Source organism: Pseudomonas sp. FW306-02-D09B (assembly GCF_058782685.1).
In genome coordinates this window covers 324495-339358 of the sequence record NZ_JBYSXY010000006.1, presented here as the reverse complement: position 1 = coordinate 339358, position 14864 = coordinate 324495, and the positions used below count along the sequence as shown (strand labels likewise).

At 53.2% G+C, this 14864-nt stretch carries 14 protein-coding genes and 1 pseudogene; 7 read left to right on the top strand and 8 right to left on the bottom strand.

The annotated features are described in order from the left end of the window. Positions 1 to 129 precede the first annotated feature (129 nt). Positions 130 to 1071 carry a copper homeostasis membrane protein CopD gene (gene copD, locus AC3WK5_RS13510; protein WP_103320141.1) on the bottom strand — a complete coding sequence of 314 codons (942 nt, stop codon included), beginning with the start codon at positions 1069 to 1071 and terminating at the stop codon, positions 130 to 132. A 3-nt stretch (positions 1072 to 1074) separates the two neighbouring features. Next, the gene (copC, locus tag AC3WK5_RS13505) at positions 1075 to 1458 is read right to left on the bottom strand and encodes a copper homeostasis periplasmic binding protein CopC (RefSeq protein ID WP_054596898.1); all 384 of its coding nucleotides are present in this window, start codon (positions 1456 to 1458) and stop codon (positions 1075 to 1077) included. Between the two features lie 466 nt (positions 1459 to 1924). Between copC and AC3WK5_RS13500 the strand changes: the two genes are divergently transcribed. The 4 genes from AC3WK5_RS13500 to AC3WK5_RS13485 all read left to right on the top strand — a co-directional run bounded on the left by AC3WK5_RS13500 (position 1925) and on the right by AC3WK5_RS13485 (position 5713). Then, positions 1925 to 2131 (top strand): co-regulatory protein PtrA N-terminal domain-containing protein, encoded by a 207-nt coding sequence (locus tag AC3WK5_RS13500; protein WP_054596897.1) that lies wholly within the window; start codon positions 1925 to 1927, stop codon positions 2129 to 2131. A gap of 219 nt (positions 2132 to 2350) precedes the next feature. Continuing rightward, complete coding sequence (locus AC3WK5_RS13495) at positions 2351 to 4201, top strand: copper resistance system multicopper oxidase (protein WP_103320139.1); 1851 nt, start codon at positions 2351 to 2353, stop codon at positions 4199 to 4201. A 12-nt stretch (positions 4202 to 4213) separates the two neighbouring features. After that, the gene (locus AC3WK5_RS13490) at positions 4214 to 5149 is read left to right on the top strand and encodes a copper resistance protein B (RefSeq protein ID WP_103320138.1); all 936 of its coding nucleotides are present in this window, start codon (positions 4214 to 4216) and stop codon (positions 5147 to 5149) included. Positions 5150 to 5251: 102 nt separating this feature from the next. Continuing rightward, positions 5252 to 5713, top strand: a complete 462-nt coding sequence (locus tag AC3WK5_RS13485) for a DUF411 domain-containing protein (RefSeq protein ID WP_103320136.1) — start codon at positions 5252 to 5254, stop codon at positions 5711 to 5713. A gap of 37 nt (positions 5714 to 5750) precedes the next feature. On the opposite strand, the gene AC3WK5_RS13480 is transcribed toward AC3WK5_RS13485, so the two are convergent. The 4 genes from AC3WK5_RS13480 to AC3WK5_RS13465 are packed head-to-tail and all read right to left on the bottom strand — an operon-like array spanning position 5751 to position 9277. Then, on the bottom strand, positions 5751 to 6422 hold the full coding sequence (locus AC3WK5_RS13480) for a methionine ABC transporter permease (protein WP_103320135.1): 672 nt from the start codon (positions 6420 to 6422) through the stop codon (positions 5751 to 5753). Continuing rightward, positions 6419 to 7399, bottom strand: coding sequence for a methionine ABC transporter ATP-binding protein (locus AC3WK5_RS13475; protein WP_103320133.1), 981 nt, complete (start codon positions 7397 to 7399; stop codon positions 6419 to 6421). Before AC3WK5_RS13475 ends, AC3WK5_RS13480 begins: the two co-directional genes overlap by 4 nt. Next, positions 7396 to 8211, bottom strand: coding sequence for a MetQ/NlpA family ABC transporter substrate-binding protein (locus AC3WK5_RS13470; RefSeq protein WP_103320132.1), 816 nt, complete (start codon positions 8209 to 8211; stop codon positions 7396 to 7398). Before AC3WK5_RS13470 ends, AC3WK5_RS13475 begins: the two co-directional genes overlap by 4 nt. Before the next feature lie 28 nt (positions 8212 to 8239). Beyond that, positions 8240 to 9277: an isopenicillin N synthase family dioxygenase gene (locus tag AC3WK5_RS13465; RefSeq protein WP_103320130.1), complete on the bottom strand. Its 1038-nt coding sequence runs from the start codon at positions 9275 to 9277 to the stop codon at positions 8240 to 8242. 226 nt (positions 9278 to 9503) lie between these two features. On the opposite strand from AC3WK5_RS13465, the pseudogene AC3WK5_RS13460 reads away from it, so the two are divergent. The 3 genes and pseudogenes from AC3WK5_RS13460 to queC all read left to right on the top strand — a co-directional run. Then, a pseudogene (locus tag AC3WK5_RS13460) lies at positions 9504 to 9653 on the top strand (amino acid ABC transporter permease); the annotation flags it as partial. Positions 9654 to 9693: 40 nt separating this feature from the next. Then, on the top strand, positions 9694 to 11076 hold the full coding sequence (locus tag AC3WK5_RS13455) for an LLM class flavin-dependent oxidoreductase (protein ID WP_103320128.1): 1383 nt from the start codon (positions 9694 to 9696) through the stop codon (positions 11074 to 11076). 429 nt (positions 11077 to 11505) lie between these two features. Then, positions 11506 to 12204 carry a 7-cyano-7-deazaguanine synthase QueC gene (queC, locus tag AC3WK5_RS13450; RefSeq protein WP_054596888.1) on the top strand — a complete coding sequence of 233 codons (699 nt, stop codon included), beginning with the start codon at positions 11506 to 11508 and terminating at the stop codon, positions 12202 to 12204. A gap of 210 nt (positions 12205 to 12414) precedes the next feature. Here queC and AC3WK5_RS13445 read toward each other — a convergent pair whose 3' ends face one another. Together AC3WK5_RS13445 and AC3WK5_RS13440 are read right to left on the bottom strand one after the other, a co-directional pair. Next, positions 12415 to 13293 (bottom strand): queuosine precursor transporter, encoded by an 879-nt coding sequence (locus AC3WK5_RS13445; RefSeq protein ID WP_103322126.1) that lies wholly within the window; start codon positions 13291 to 13293, stop codon positions 12415 to 12417. Continuing rightward, positions 13283 to 13882 carry a helix-turn-helix transcriptional regulator gene (locus tag AC3WK5_RS13440; RefSeq protein WP_103315295.1) on the bottom strand — a complete coding sequence of 200 codons (600 nt, stop codon included), beginning with the start codon at positions 13880 to 13882 and terminating at the stop codon, positions 13283 to 13285. The genes AC3WK5_RS13445 and AC3WK5_RS13440 overlap by 11 nt, the downstream gene beginning before the upstream one ends. Positions 13883 to 14864 lie beyond the last annotated feature (982 nt).

Here is a 14864-nt window from a genome sequence, read left to right as displayed (position 1 = left end):
CCCGGTACAGTCATGTGTCTCATGCCGTTACCTTGCAAAAGATCGTCTCGATATTTCTGTCAATTTAGCGTGTATTAATACTGGCCTTAACCTCTGCCAGTTTTAAACTCCTTCATTGATTGATATCAATCACTTTGCAGCGTTCATCTCCACTCCTGGACTCAAAGTACCTAACCAAGCGACAAGACACACGATGACGACTGCCATTGAGAACTCAAAGATCATGCTACGCCGCAAAGCGTTGACCGCAACCGAATACTCGCCATTTCGAACTGATCGCTCTAACAGCGGGCTTAGATGAAAGCGATTGAGAGTGGCCAGTACGATCATTCCGGAAAACAGCAGGACTTTCAGGAACAGCAATATCCCATAAGTGCTCAGCATCACCTCATCGAGGGTTGGACCTACGATAAACAGGTAATTCACTACGCCGGTGATACTCAGGATTACTACAATCACCGCGCCAGCCGATTCAAATCCAGTCAGTACCCGAGCAAGCATTCGTGCCTCTTGCTCGCCCTTCAGTGACTTCAAACGCAGCAGTAGAGCGAACGCCGCGAGAGCCCCCAGCCAGCCACCTGCGGCTAAAAGGTGGAAGATATCGCTGATGAAATGCCAATAGCGACGGCTACCTTCATCCATAGCACCGTGTCCTGTCCACGCCAGGGTGGCCAGTGCAATGGCTCCACATACGGTGACGATCCAGAGGCTGAGTGTCGGTAGGCGCTTATTCAATGCGACGCCAATAATTGCCATTACCAGAGCAGCTATTCGGACCATCCAGGTCAACCCGACGTCAGTCCCCATGAGGACCATTTGAAAAATATGGTGATGCAGTTCCATAAACCCCGACACACCGCTCATTGCTTTCGCAAGCAACAACATGGCGGCCAGGGATAGGGCTACACCTGCCACAGAAGTACCATAAAGAAGCGACTCAAAATTCAAGGTTGTGCCCGATACTCTTTCCTTTCCCCTGAGGCTGTATAAGCCAAAAATGGCCAATCCGAATAACAGCATCAGGTCGAAATAAAGAGCAAAACGAACCACGATATTTATTGAGTCGCTCATGAATCACTTCACTTTGAAAGAAAAGTTGCCGGTCATCGGGTGAGTGTCCGAAGAGACGGCACGCCATTCGACTTTGTAAGTACCCGTGGTCAATGGCGATGCGGGCGTAATAACCATCGTTTTCGGATCACTGCCACCCGCGACGCCGGCCTTAACACCCATTGGAGAGTTCGGCATGCCAGGCATATCGGTCATGATCAGTTTTGCACCGGAGAACTGAGTCGTGAGGTTCTCGGAAAAGTGCAGTTCAATTTTCGAAGGGGCCGCTGCATCCGAACTTTCTGCTGGAGTGGAGGAAAGAAGTTTTGGATGTGCTTGAGCAACTGCACTCAGAAGCAAACCAGCGGTCAGTACAGCCGCGACGGTGGTGGTTTTAAGGAATGACATGCAAGACTCCTCACAGCATGAGCTGTTGTTCGAGGTTTGGTAGGGGGAAGATCCAGTTTTTACTTCTTGTTTTTTGTTAAAACCACAGACGAATACTCAGCGTATTCCACGTCCTGGTACGTACTGAACACAGGGAACTTGGCCAAGACTCCAGCGTTATAGTGCGACTACACGATGCCACATGAACGCAGGCCGTGCGATTACATTTCAGTCAGCTTTGGAGTGGCTCTTTGCCCTGAATAAGGACTGCCCAGCCATCCAGGCTGGGCATCATGAGGTGCACCTGCATTCTGCTTACACCTATGTTCAAGAAGGAAGTTGCAACCTGACAAAACGGTAATGCTGACTTAAGGCTTCTGACAGGGGGCGAGTTTTAAAGTTGTATCGAGCCTAACGCTCAACCCCAAGAATCATCATCCTGATGTGGACTCAAAGGGGTAAACAACACTCATCCAAGGATACCCAAATGAAATCTGTCAAAACCTTGCTTATCATCGCGGCCTTGACTGTCTCTTCTCTGGCGATGGCCGAAGGCGGCAGTGATCGCGTATTCGAACGCATGGAAGCTGCCAGACAGAACTCAATGCAAGCGTACCAAGTAGCCCAAACCCAAGGCACCCAACCTCCCGTCGCCGAAAGCAAAACCAAAGAGATGGACCACAAGAATTGCTGAAGAGCTTGGAGCATTCCAAGCTGACAGAAATGTAATCACTGCGGTGGTTCAAATGTGGCAATTTCCGGGCTCGCTTGCCGTATCAATTCGTCTCTGGCAACGGCGGGCGAAACTTATCCGGGACTAATACGAACTCCCGAGAGAGTGCCTTCAACCTGTATGAGCAACTCACTGGTTGTTTCGCACAGCTCCCCTTTTGATTGATTGGACATAAACGGCATGCACTCCAAAACCTCTAGGCGGACGTTCGTCAAAGGCCTGGCCGCGGGTGGAATTCTTGGCGGCCTTGGCCTGTGGCGTACGCCTGTATGGGCAGTCACCAGCCCGGGCCTGCCGAGCGTACTGAGCGGCAACGAATTTGATCTGTTTATTGGTGAAACACCGGTAAACATCACCGGTTCGCCGCGCACAGCCATGACCATCAACGGCACGTTGCCCGGGCCTCTGCTGCGCTGGCGCGAAGGAGAAACGGTCACATTGCGGGTGAAAAACCGCCTGGACCAGGATACTTCTATCCATTGGCACGGGATCATCCTGCCGGCCAACATGGACGGTGTACCTGGTTTGAGCTTCCATGGCATCGCCCCCGATGGCATGTACGAGTACACATTCAAGGTTCATCAGAACGGTACGTACTGGTACCACAGCCACTCGGGTTTTCAGGAACAGGTAGGCGTTTACGGTCCAATCGTGATCGACTCGAAAGAGCCCGAGCCTTTTCAATACCACCGCGATTATGTGGTGATGCTGACCGACTGGACCGATGAAGATCCTGGTCGTGTCATGGCCAAGCTCAAGAAGCAATCTGACTACTACAACCACCGCAAACGGACTGTTGGCGACTTCATCGACGATGTCAGCAAGCAAGGCTGGTCCGCGGCGGTGGCCGATCGGAAGATGTGGGCCGAGATGAAAATGAACCCCACCGATCTTGCAGACGTCAGTGGGGACACATACACCTATCTCATGAATGGCCAGGCCCCCAATGGCAACTGGACCGGCATTTTCAAACCGGGTGAGAAGCTGCGCCTGCGCTTTATCAACGGCTCGGCCATGAGCTATTTCGACGTCCGTATCCCGGGTTTGAAAATGACTGTTGTGGCTGCCGACGGCCAACACGTCAACCCGGTCAGCGTCGATGAATTTCGCATCGCCACTGCTGAAACCTATGACGTGATCGTGGAGCCTTCCAGCCAGGAGGCTTACACCATTTTCGCCCAATCCATGGATCGAACCGGTTATGCACGCGGAACCCTGGCGGTACGCGAAGGGTTGAAGGCGCCTGTTCCGACGATCGATCCGCGCCCTCTTTTGACCATGGATGACATGGGAATGGGCGGTATGGCCGGCATGGATCACGGCAGCATGGGCGGCGACATGTCTGGCATGACCGCAATGGACCACGGCAATATGACCGGTATGGACCAGGGCGGCATGACCGGTATGGATAACGGCGACATGTCCAGCATGGCCGGCATGGATCACAGCAAAATGGCCGGGATGGACCATGGTGATATGTCGGGAATGGCTGGCATGGGTGGAGAAATGCAGACTCACCCGGCCTCCGAAACCAACAACCCCTTGGTTGACATGCAAGCCATGAGCCCAACGCCGAAGCTCAACGATCCTGGCATTGGCTTACGCAACAACGGCCGTCGTGTGCTCACCTATTCCGACCTGAAAAGTACCTTCCAGGATCCTGACGGCCGCGAACCCAATCGCACCATTGAGCTGCATCTGACCGGTCACATGGAGAAATTCTCGTGGTCGTTCAACGGCATCAAGTTCTCCGATGCCGAACCGTTGCGCCTCAAGTATGGCGAGCGTCTTCGCATCACACTGGTAAACGACACCATGATGACTCACCCCATCCACCTCCACGGCATGTGGAGTGACCTTGAGGATGAGAACGGCAAATTCATGGTGCGCAAACACACGATCGACATGCCCCCCGGAACCAGACGCAGCTACCGAGTCACCGCCGATGCCCTGGGTCGCTGGGCTTATCACTGCCACCTGCTGTTCCATATGGAAATGGGCATGTTCCGTGAAGTACGGGTTGATGAGTAAAGGAGACGGGTTATGCGCAAAAATCCAGAAAGGCAGCTTGAGACCATGACCAGTAAGCTTTTACGCCCAGCCCTGATTGCACTGGCGGTCGCCGTCAGTCCTGCTTTCTTTACCGTGGCCAACGCCGCTGAAGAGATGGCTCACGGTTCGATGGGAACCATGGATCACAGCAAGATGAACATGGACCTGAGCCAAATGGACGGTATGGAGAGTATGGACTCAGGAGCGACCACCACGAGTCGTACCCCCATTCCCGTACTGACCGACGCTGATCGTGCAGCCGCCTTTCCACCGGTGGCTGGTCATGGCGTCCACGACAAGAAACTCAACTCCTTCGTCCTGCTTGATAAGTTCGAATACCAGGATGCCGACAACGGCAGTGCACTGAGCTGGGATGCAAAAGGATGGATTGGTGGAGACGTCGATCGCCTGTGGTTGCGTTCGGAAGGTGAACGGACCAACGGCGTAACCGAGAGCGCCGAACTCCAGGCGCTTTGGGGGCACTCGATCGGTCCATGGTGGGATGTCGTCACCGGCGTACGCCAGGACTTCAAACCCGGATCACCGCAGACATGGGGGGCTCTTGGTATTCAGGGGATGGCCCTTTACAACTTCGAAACCGAAGCGACTGCTTACATCGGCGAGAACGGCCAGACTGCCGCTCGGTTCGAGGGTGACTACGACATTCTGCTCACCAATCGCCTGATCTTGCAGCCGACCGCCGAGGCGAATCTCTACGGGAAAAACGACCCTCAGCGCGGCATTGGCTCAGGCTTGGCGAATACCGAAGTGGGCTTGCGTTTGCGCTATGAAATTGTCCGTGAGTTTGCCCCTTATATCGGGGTGACCTGGAATCGCTCCTACGGTAAAACCGCCGACCTGGCCGAAGACGAAGGACAAAAGACCAATGAGGCTCGATTTGTAGCCGGTATTCGGATGTGGTTCTGAGGCATTTGCCTGAGCAACACCCTCACCATCACGCACGCCCATGCAGTAATTCTGTTGCTTCGCCGAAGGTTCACACCGCTGCCGAGGCCAAGGAAAATAGCCATGCAAAGTAACTTCCACCTGCGAGCATTACGCATCGCGACATTCGCAGCACTGTTCATTGGTTCAACGGCTCACGCAGCTCAGACCCTGACCATCGATGTTCATCGAGACGCAAACTGCGGGTGCTGCAAGCAGTGGATTCAGCACCTTGAGGCCAACGGTTTCACCGTCATTGATCATCTGGAAACCAACATGAGCGCGGTTAAACAGGACCTTGGTGTTGCTCCACGACTCTCGTCTTGCCACACCGCAATGTTCAACGGGAAGTTTGTTGAGGGCCATGTACCCGCTGAGCAAATTATTGCGCTGAGCAAACGCGATGACCTGCTCGGGATCGCTGCACCCGGTATGCCGGCAGGCTCGCCAGGGATGGAAGTCGATGGCAAGCACGACGCTTATCAGATTGTCGGCCTGACTAAAGCGGGCACCGATCAGATCATTGCGCAATACCCGGGAACCTGATCTGAATGGGTGCACATCGGGCTTGAGGATGTCGAGTTCAACGTCGATGAGCCAGAGAGCGCACCAAGCGGTCGCCGAGGCTCTGCACGCCTTGGACCAGGATCACCAGCACGACCACGGTGGCAACCATCACCTGGTTGTTGAAGCGTTGATAGCCGTAGCGGATCGCCAGATCCCCCAGCCCGCCGCCACCAATGACGCCAGCCATGGAAGAAAACCCGATCAGCATCACCAGGGTCAAGGTGATGCCCGCCAATAACGCGGGCAGCGCTTCGGGCAGCAGCACCTTGAAGATCACATGGCGAATATCTCCCCCCATGGCAAGGATGGCTTCGATCCGGCCCTTGTCGACTTCGTCCAGGGCGTTCTCGACGATACGGGCAAAGAACGGAAAGGCGCCGATGGTGATCGGCACCACCGCGGCGGTGCTGCCCAGTGTCGTGCCGACTATCAACCGGGTCAGCGGGATCAAGGCAATCAGCATCACCACGAAGGGTAACGAGCGACCAAGGTTGACCAGGCCACCCAGGCCTTTGTTGAGCTTGGGCATCGGGTACAGACCACCGCTGCGGCTGATGAACAGCAACACGCCCAGAGGCAAGCCGATCAGCAGGGTAAAGAGTCCCGCCAGCAAGACCATGTACAGGGTTTCGCCCGTCGCGTTGAGCACCAGTTGGAGGATCTCGTTCCAGTCGATGCTACGGTTCATGAGCGCTCCACCCTGACACCGCGCTGCGTGAGAAAGGCCAGCACCCGAGTCAATTTCAGCTTATCGCCGGGATGACTGAAAGCCACGCGCAAACGCCCGACCCGCCGCCCGCCGATGGACTCGACGCCACTGGCCAGCAAGTTCACCTCGACGCCCTGCTGCTGCACTAATTCGTTGAGCACCGGGGTGGCCAAAAGGTTGTCGAAAAAGCTCAGCTCCAACGTTCGGGGATCGTTGCCCAAAGGCGTGCTGTAACCGGGTAGCAGCGAACGGCCAAGGCTCGAATCCGGATTGGCCAACAACTGTGCAATCGGCCCCGCCTCGACCAACCGTCCATGGGCCAGTGAAGCCGCGTGATCACAAATGGACTTGACCACGTCCAGCTCATGGGTGATCAGCACGATGGTCAGTCCCAACTGGCGATTGATATCGCGCAGTAGCTCAAGAATCGAGTGGGTGGTTTCAGGATCGAGGGCGCTGGTGGCTTCGTCCGACAGCAGATAAGCCGGTCGCGCCGCCAATGCCCGAGCAATGCCCACCCGCTGTTTCTGCCCGCCGGAGAGTTGAGAGGGAAACGCCTGAGCCTTATCGCTCAGGCCTACCAGATCCAGTAGCTCTCTTACTCGAGAATGACGCTGCGTTTTAGTGACACGCGCTATCTCAAGCGGCACGGCGATGTTGTCGAAGACGTTGCGTGAGTGCAGCAGGTTGAAGCCTTGAAAGATCATGCCGATGCGCTGGCGTTGCCGGCGCAGTTCGATGTCGGACAAGGCTGTGAGGTCCTTGCCATCCAGCAGAATGCGCCCGGAACTGGGGCGTTCGAGCAGATTGAGGCAACGCAGCAGCGTCGATTTACCCGCACCGCTACGCCCCAGAATCCCGTAGATCGCTCCATCGGGAATACTCAAGGACACCTGATCCAGTGCAGGAGCCTGCCCTGACGCGTAGGTTTTGCTCAACTGCTCGACGATGATCATCGCTTGCTGTCCGCCACCGTAACCGGGATCACCGATCCCGAGAAGTTGTCTGTGATGAACTTGGCCACCCGAGGCGAAGTCAGGTCTTTGGCCAGTTGCTTGATCCGTGGGTCGTCCCGCAACGTGGGCGTGGTCACCAGGATATTGGCGTACGGGTTGTGCTCGGCCTTTTCCAGCCCCAGCGCATCCTTGGCCGGCACCAAACCGGCTTCCAGCGCGTAGTTGCCATTTATCACCGCAAGGTCCACGTCATCCAGGGCGCGGGGAATCTGCGGCGACTCGATTTCGAGGATCTTCAGCTGTTTCGGGTTCTCGGCGATGTCCTTGGGTGTCGCCTGATCGGTGGCCGGGTCGTTGAAGCCTGCCTTGAGTTTGATCAGGCCGTTATCCTGAAGCAGGTACAGGGCGCGACTGAGGTTGGTGACATTGTTGGGGACGGCTACCGTGCCTTTTTGTGGCACCTGGGCGAAGCTTTTGTGCCGATGGGAATAGATCCCCAGTGGCTCGATGTGCACCGTCGCAGCCACCTCGAGTTTTTCGCCAAGGGCCTGCTCCTGAGACTTCAGGTACGGCAAGTGCTGGAAGTAGTTGGCATCTACGTCGCCATGCACCAGCAACTCATTAGAGTTCACGCCATTGGGGATCTCGATGACCTTGAGGTTCAGCTGGGGATCGATCTTCTGCACGTACGCCAGAATTTGCGCATGCGGTACGGGGTCCGCTGCCACTCGCAACGGCTCCAGGGCCAGGGCGCTGAAAGAAGCAACCAGCCCACCCAGCACTGCCAGGGTCAATCCTGTTTGTTTGAACATGCTCATAGTCCTTGATCAAATGATGGGGTCAGGCACTCAGGGCCTTGGGGATCAGTGCATCGGCGTAGTAACGCTGGGCAACGTCGGGATGGGAGCGCAGGCGGCCTTTGAGGTAGTTCCAGCCCACGTCACGAAACAAGGGATTGTCAGGATCACTGGCCGGGCCTCGCGCTTCACGCAGTAACGCCGTGGGCAAGGGGTAAAGCGGCACCACCGCATCCAGTTGCGCACCAAGGAAAAACGCAATCGACAAGCGCTCCCGGCCCTTGGGTGGCGACAGCACCCGATGCACCGTGGCGCGCAGATAACCGTTGGTGGCCAGTTCCAGTAATTCGCCGATGTTCACCACCAGGGTGTTGTCCCGAGGCAGCGCGTCGATCCAGCGCCCCTCCTCGATCTCGACTTGCAGGCCGGCCTGGTGATCTTGCAGCAGGAAGCTCAGGAATCCCGAATCCTTGTGAGCCCCGACGCCTTGATTACTTTCGTCTGGCGCCCGCCCCGGATAACGCATCAATTTGATGTGTTCATTGGGCTTGTCGCCGTACAACTGATCGAAAGCCTCCTGCGGCAGCGACAGCGACTGGGCGAAGGCACGCAGCAAGCGCAACGACATGCGGGTCATGGCTTGCTGCCAATCCAGCAGCAAGGGTTTGAGTGTCGGCAGTGAGGCCGGCCATTGATTGGGGCCTTGCAGACGTGCCCAGAGCGGGCTGTTCAGGTCCAGCGGCAAAGCCTCCCTCTCGGCACCCAGATCAAACTGCTCGCGCAGGTCAGGCTTGCCGCGAGTGACCTCCGAAGCCGCACGGTTATAACCGCGAAAATGTGGCGAGTTGATCATGCCAACTGCCGCCTTCTCGTGGTCTGGCAGGGCAAAGAACTGCCGGGCATGCTCCTGCACCTGCTTCAACAAGATGCTGTCGATGCCGTGGCCGGTCAGGTAAAGGAATCCGACATCCCGTGCGGCGTGGCGCAAATCGTCAAGAAACGCCTGACGCTGCACCGGGCTGCCGTCGAGCAATGAAAGATCCAGGGTCGGTAAGGTGGTGATGTCCCGTGTGTGCGGCATGGTTCACTCCCATGTGAATTGACTGAGCGCGCTCAGCCTGGCGTCCTGTTGAAGCTAAACGATCTTAAAAACCGCTAATAAATATCTTTTTTGCATTAGCTTAGGTTCGATTCTTGACAGCAAATTGAGCGTTTGAGGTCAGCCACTTGATATAGCTCGATACGAGCTTGTTATTCCACAAAAGAAGTACACATAGATTTTATAGTACGTTTCAATCTATACGCTTCTGGCGCACTCGCATGGCCGATCTTCTTGTCGCCATATCGAAATGCTCACCACCGCAGGCGTCATCTCTTGGCTGTTCTCCATCGGCCCGGAACTGATCCAGGTGCGCCTTGAGCGACATGTCGACAAAGGGTTCAAGCACCAAAGGTGAATCCGCCCCTTCAACTACTTTTACTTTCTCTGGAGCGATGATGTCCGATGCAAAACCTCTGTTGTTTGCACTCTACGAACAAGCCAGCGTGGGTTGCGGCGGTGCTCCGAGCCTCTGGACGCACCCGGCCGACGAGCGCCTGGCAATCAACTCCCTGGGCTATTGGTCGAACCTGGCGCGCATTGCCGACCAGGCTAACCTCGATATGTTGTTCTTCGGCGACGTGCTGGGTTTCTACGACGTCTTTGGTGGCAATGCCGATGCCGCGATGAAATGGGCTGTGGAAGCGCCGGCCAACGACCCGCTGATGATCATTCCCGCCTTGGCCGCGGTAACGGACAACCTCGCGTTCGGCGTCACGGTCACCACCAGCTATGAACACCCCTTCACCCATGCCCGGCGTTTCAGCACCCTGGACCACCTGACCAATGGCCGCGTGGGCTGGAACATCGTGACCTCTTATCTGTCCAGCGCCGCGCGTAATTTCGGCCTTGAACAGATGATCAAACACGATGACCGCTATGAGCGCGCCGAAGAGTTCCTCGATGTGGTGTACAAGCTCTGGGAAGGCAGTTGGGCCGACGACGCCGTGGTTGCCGACAAGGCTCGTCATTTGTATGCCCGAGGTGATCGGGTACGGCCGATCAATCACGCTGGCGAGCATTATCGGGTAGCCGGTCCGCACCTGACCTCGCCGTCACCGCAACGCACGCCGCTGCTGATCCAGGCCGGCTGGTCGGGTCGCGGCCGTGAGTTCGCGGCGAAGCACGCCGAGCTGATTTTCATCGCTAAATCCAACCCTCAGGAAATCCGCCAGGGCCTGGAAGACATATGGGCCAAGGCCCAGGCACGCGGCCGCCAGCGTGAGGATGTAAAGTCCCTGACCGTGCTGCGTATCGTCACCGCCAAAACCGAGATTGAAGCCCAGCGTAAATATGATGCGTTGCAAAGCAACTACCATCTGCAGGCGCAACTGGTCAGTTATGCGGGTGACACCGGCATCGACATCAGCCGCTACGCCGACAGCGATGCACTGTCGACCCATACCGAAGGGCTGACGTCCTATGTCATGCACCCTGATGGCAGTGGTAAACCGTTGACTGCCGGGGACGTGAAGCAACGTTTTGCCAACGTCACCCGCGGCAGCGACCTGATCCTGGTGGGCACCCCGCAACAGGTAGCCGACCGGATCGAAGAACACGCGCGCATTTCCGGTACCAGCGGCTACATGATCAATCCATTGATCAGTCCCGGCACACTTGAAGATTTCGTAGAGTTGATCATTCCCGAATTGCAGAAGCGCGGCCTCTACAGAACCCAGCCGCAAAGTGGAACCTTCAGGTCCAGGCTGAGGGAGGATGGCAGCAACCACTTACCCGATTCGGCTTACGGAGCCTCATTCCGCTTCGACAAGGACCTATAGCCGCTGGGCGACTGCTTATGAGTTATTCAGCAGTCGTCGAGCGAGCGACGATTACGTCGCGGACCGGGGCTGGCCTGAAATGCGCTCGGCGGAGAACCAGATCCGGCCGTGGGCGTCGGGACGCATCATGAGGTATTGACTCCGCAAAGGCGTCGGGAGCGAAGCATCGGGCATCAAATCCTGGCCTGGAATATGGGTTTCATGGAACGTTTACATTTGCTTTCCGCAGGGTGGCAACCTCACCAATCTTCAGGATTTTCCTGCTGTCACGCCCAGCCATTGCTGGTATGGTTTTGCCTGCCCGGCCTTGGGCCTGGAGTCTCCTGGGATGAAAGCCTTTGGTATGAGCATCTGGATTATGCCGGCGGTTGGATCTCGAGCTTTTGTTTCAAACGTTATACCTACTACATTAATGCAGGGAGCAGAACCATGAGTAACAAAGCAGTTATCGTTTTTAGTGGCGGACAAGATTCAACAACCTGTTTAATCCATGCACTGCCTCTCTATGATGAAATACACTGTATTACGTTTGATTATGGTCAGCGCCATCGTGCAGAAATTGAAGTCGCACAACACCTTTCAAAAAAGCTTGGCGTGACAGTGCACAAAGTACTGGACACCTCCTTGCTAAATGAGTTGGCCATCAGCAGCCTGACACGCGACAACATCCCGGTTCCAACCATGAATAGCTCCGGAGAAAGTCTGCCAAACACTTTCGTACCCGGAAGAAATATTCTGTTTTTAACCTTGGCTTCTATTTACGCCTATCAAGTTCAAGCTAAAACTGTAATCACAGGGGTTTGCGAAACAGACTTCTCTGGCTATCCTGACTGTCGAAATGAGTTTGTCAAGGCATTGAACAAAGCCATTGAATTAGGCATGGAATATACATTGCAACTTGAAACTCCGCTTATGTGGCTGAACAAGGCGGAAACGTGGGCCTTGGCCGACTACCACAACCAATTAGACTTGATTCGCCACGACACACTCTCCTGCTACAACGGTATAAAAGGAAGTGGCTGCGCCAACTGCGACGCTTGCAATCTTCGCGCAAAAGGACTGAATGATTATCTGGAGAATAAAACAGACATCATGAACAGCTTAAAAGACAAACTGAAATTAAAATAGAAACTCGATAAAACACATTCAACAAACGCTCACTTAAGTATAATAGGCACACCCCTAATGATTGGCGCGCTTAGACGCGCTCGCACAGGGGGTTCATTACGACAGCCACATACTAAGTGAGCGTTGAATCCATCAGCGTCGTGCAAAGAAACTATCAATACACCCTTGCTATTGGAACAGCAGGCTCTTTAAAAGCAACCCACACCCTATTTACTTAACAGGGCTTGCAGTTATATATTTTTTAAACAACGACCTTGCACCGTAGGCAGGCAAAACATTAAAGAAAGCAAAACACACCTTTATAGCTATCTGAACATAAATCATATTCAATATATCACTATTTTCCATGCTTCCATAAAATGCAATGTAGCAAAAAAGGAAGCTGTCTATTATCACCGCAAAAAAAGTACTTAAAAACACACGCAAAAATAGAAACCTGGAATTTGTCAGCTCTTTTATTTTGCACAACAAATACGAGTTTATATTTTCAGAAAAAAGAAAAGAAACAGAGGACGCTACCAGCACAGAAGACACATGAGTAATAACCTGATTATAAGGCATATCAAGCTTCCAGCCAGGCAGCCCTGGGAGATAGGTCGAAGCGTTCAGCAAAACAATAATAAGAGCATTACTTGCAAAAGCAAATAATATGGCTTTCCTCGCAAGCCTAAGACCGTAAGCCTCATTCAGCAAGTCAACGATTAAAAACGTCAACGGATAAAGAAAAGTGCCCGGAGTAACAATGATATCAAGGCTTTCTAAATAAATAGGCTTGGTCGCTGCAATACTGGTAAAAATATAAAATGTAAACAGCAGTAGATTTAGAACAATATAAATCATCCATGAGCTTTCATGGCGATCATTCATTTCGTAAGCGGTTACCGCCCCCCCTTGAGAATAAAATTTCTTATACAAGTTCTTGATTTCCATTTTATTTAAATTGTCCATTATTTCACTACTTAATACTTCGCTTAACTTTACCCTGATAACCTTACCGGTAGCGATGATCATAATCACAGCAAGATTTTTGCTGTTCTCAAACCCTAGCAACTTGTATTTGCTGTTTTCGACTTCGCCATCACGCGCCATTAAACCGCTCCTCTATTATATCCCCCACAACACAAATACGATCCGAACTAAAACAGGCCTCGCTTGTTATGAATAGTTTTTTGGTTATTTTGTCGTACACCAGCTTTTCTTTATCGTCACTCGATGAGCCTTTCTTTATTATCAATAGATCTCCTGGCTCATTCAGGCCAATAATTTCGCTCTCCAGAAGTACGCCTATTAAATTATAGGATGTGCCAAAATAGTAAGTCAAAGGGTAGAGGGTGGCCAATTCACCAATTCTTCTATCCAGGCTTTGAATAACCAAGCTCTCTTTAATGATAGGGACTGCAGCTGGATTCATATTTCCTTGCAGAGAGACACTGCTCTCTATTACCTCCTTCTCTTCAAAATCAATAGTTTCTATTTCCTCATAAGACACGCCGAAGAAATCAGAAATCTTGCGAATGGTGGACTGCTGCACATTTGCCACCCGCCCTTCCAGAATATTATAGATAGTCGTTCTGGTCAGGCCGCTGGAATTGCACAAAGACAACTGCGTCTCTCCGCGACTTTTTATCAAGTACTTAATATTACTTTTCAAACACTCTATTTTTTCTCTTCTGTGCATCAAGTGCCCACCACTTCCTTATAGCTGTAACAAATCGCACTTCTGTGGATATCATGCCCTGAATGGTCATTCCACTGCTCGACGAAGATGATCAGGCCTGCGAGATCATTGCAGTAAAACTCTTCGCGTTTTTTTCGTCACCGGTACCAACCCTGTACTTCTCCTTTAGCCAGCCTACCTCCGTCCGTTAATGTTGCGGTGCCGGTACTTGAGGCGATCAAATCGTTGGGGAAGTCCGATTCGGGTTTGCGCTTCATGGTTCGCAGCGGGCTGAAGTGTTGCATGCGTTAGCTATAACAATAAAGACCCAGATGCTCGGAGTCGTAGTCCTTGTCAGCGAATGGCCACCGGCAACGCTTGGAAGGCAGCCCTTCCCGACCGTCGATTTTGACCTGTTCAAGCAAGGGGTGCACATACGAGATATCGCTGGCCTGGCCCCTGACAATTAGCGGCAAAGGAGTATCCCGTTGGTTTCGCAGAGTGTGTGAGCCTTAGTCGTCAAGGTCCTGCGGCTTCGACCCAACGCATGATCTGACGACTCTTCAAGCCCCCTTTTTTCCCGGGGCCTGAAGCGCCTCCTGTTGTGGAGTCGATCATCCAGGTATCAAGACGGCTCAGTCTGGATGACTGGTATCGCCTCTTTTTTTTATTTACTGCTCGCGAGATCCCATGGACAGCAAAAAAGAATCATTTAATTTGAAGAATGTTTAATTTTTTGATTAATTAAGTGGAGTTTCTTGCTAAAAAACCTATGCTTCTTGGAGCAATCCTGTTCTCACATCCTCACACGAGGAGAGGTAACCTCTAAGGGACTACTGGTTGCATATACAGATTCTGGTTTTTTGAGAGAACGGACGCCAAAAAACACAGCCCTCACGGGTAGGGTTGGATGGATCATGGACGAAAGGGAAGCTTCAAGGATGAAAACCTGGTTTTTATGATAAAAAAATCAATGCATTTCAATAGCTTATGTGAAAAAGCG

Excerpts from the sequence above, each read along its gene's own strand:
- copD (WP_103320141.1), bottom strand. The coding sequence starts at position 1,071 with ATGAGCGACTCAATAAATATCGTGGTTCGTTTTGCTCTTTATTTCGAC.
- copC (WP_054596898.1), bottom strand. The coding sequence starts at position 1,458 with ATGTCATTCCTTAAAACCACCACCGTCGCGGCTGTACTGACCGCTGGT.
- AC3WK5_RS13500 (WP_054596897.1), top strand. The coding sequence starts at position 1,925 with ATGAAATCTGTCAAAACCTTGCTTATCATCGCGGCCTTGACTGTCTCT.
- AC3WK5_RS13495 (WP_103320139.1), top strand. The coding sequence starts at position 2,351 with ATGCACTCCAAAACCTCTAGGCGGACGTTCGTCAAAGGCCTGGCCGCG.
- AC3WK5_RS13490 (WP_103320138.1), top strand. The coding sequence starts at position 4,214 with ATGCGCAAAAATCCAGAAAGGCAGCTTGAGACCATGACCAGTAAGCTT.
- AC3WK5_RS13485 (WP_103320136.1), top strand. The coding sequence starts at position 5,252 with ATGCAAAGTAACTTCCACCTGCGAGCATTACGCATCGCGACATTCGCA.
- AC3WK5_RS13480 (WP_103320135.1), bottom strand. The coding sequence starts at position 6,422 with ATGAACCGTAGCATCGACTGGAACGAGATCCTCCAACTGGTGCTCAAC.
- AC3WK5_RS13475 (WP_103320133.1), bottom strand. The coding sequence starts at position 7,399 with ATGATCATCGTCGAGCAGTTGAGCAAAACCTACGCGTCAGGGCAGGCT.
- AC3WK5_RS13470 (WP_103320132.1), bottom strand. The coding sequence starts at position 8,211 with ATGTTCAAACAAACAGGATTGACCCTGGCAGTGCTGGGTGGGCTGGTT.
- AC3WK5_RS13465 (WP_103320130.1), bottom strand. The coding sequence starts at position 9,277 with ATGCCGCACACACGGGACATCACCACCTTACCGACCCTGGATCTTTCA.
- AC3WK5_RS13455 (WP_103320128.1), top strand. The coding sequence starts at position 9,694 with ATGTCCGATGCAAAACCTCTGTTGTTTGCACTCTACGAACAAGCCAGC.
- queC (WP_054596888.1), top strand. The coding sequence starts at position 11,506 with ATGAGTAACAAAGCAGTTATCGTTTTTAGTGGCGGACAAGATTCAACA.
- AC3WK5_RS13445 (WP_103322126.1), bottom strand. The coding sequence starts at position 13,293 with ATGGCGCGTGATGGCGAAGTCGAAAACAGCAAATACAAGTTGCTAGGG.
- AC3WK5_RS13440 (WP_103315295.1), bottom strand. The coding sequence starts at position 13,882 with ATGCACAGAAGAGAAAAAATAGAGTGTTTGAAAAGTAATATTAAGTAC.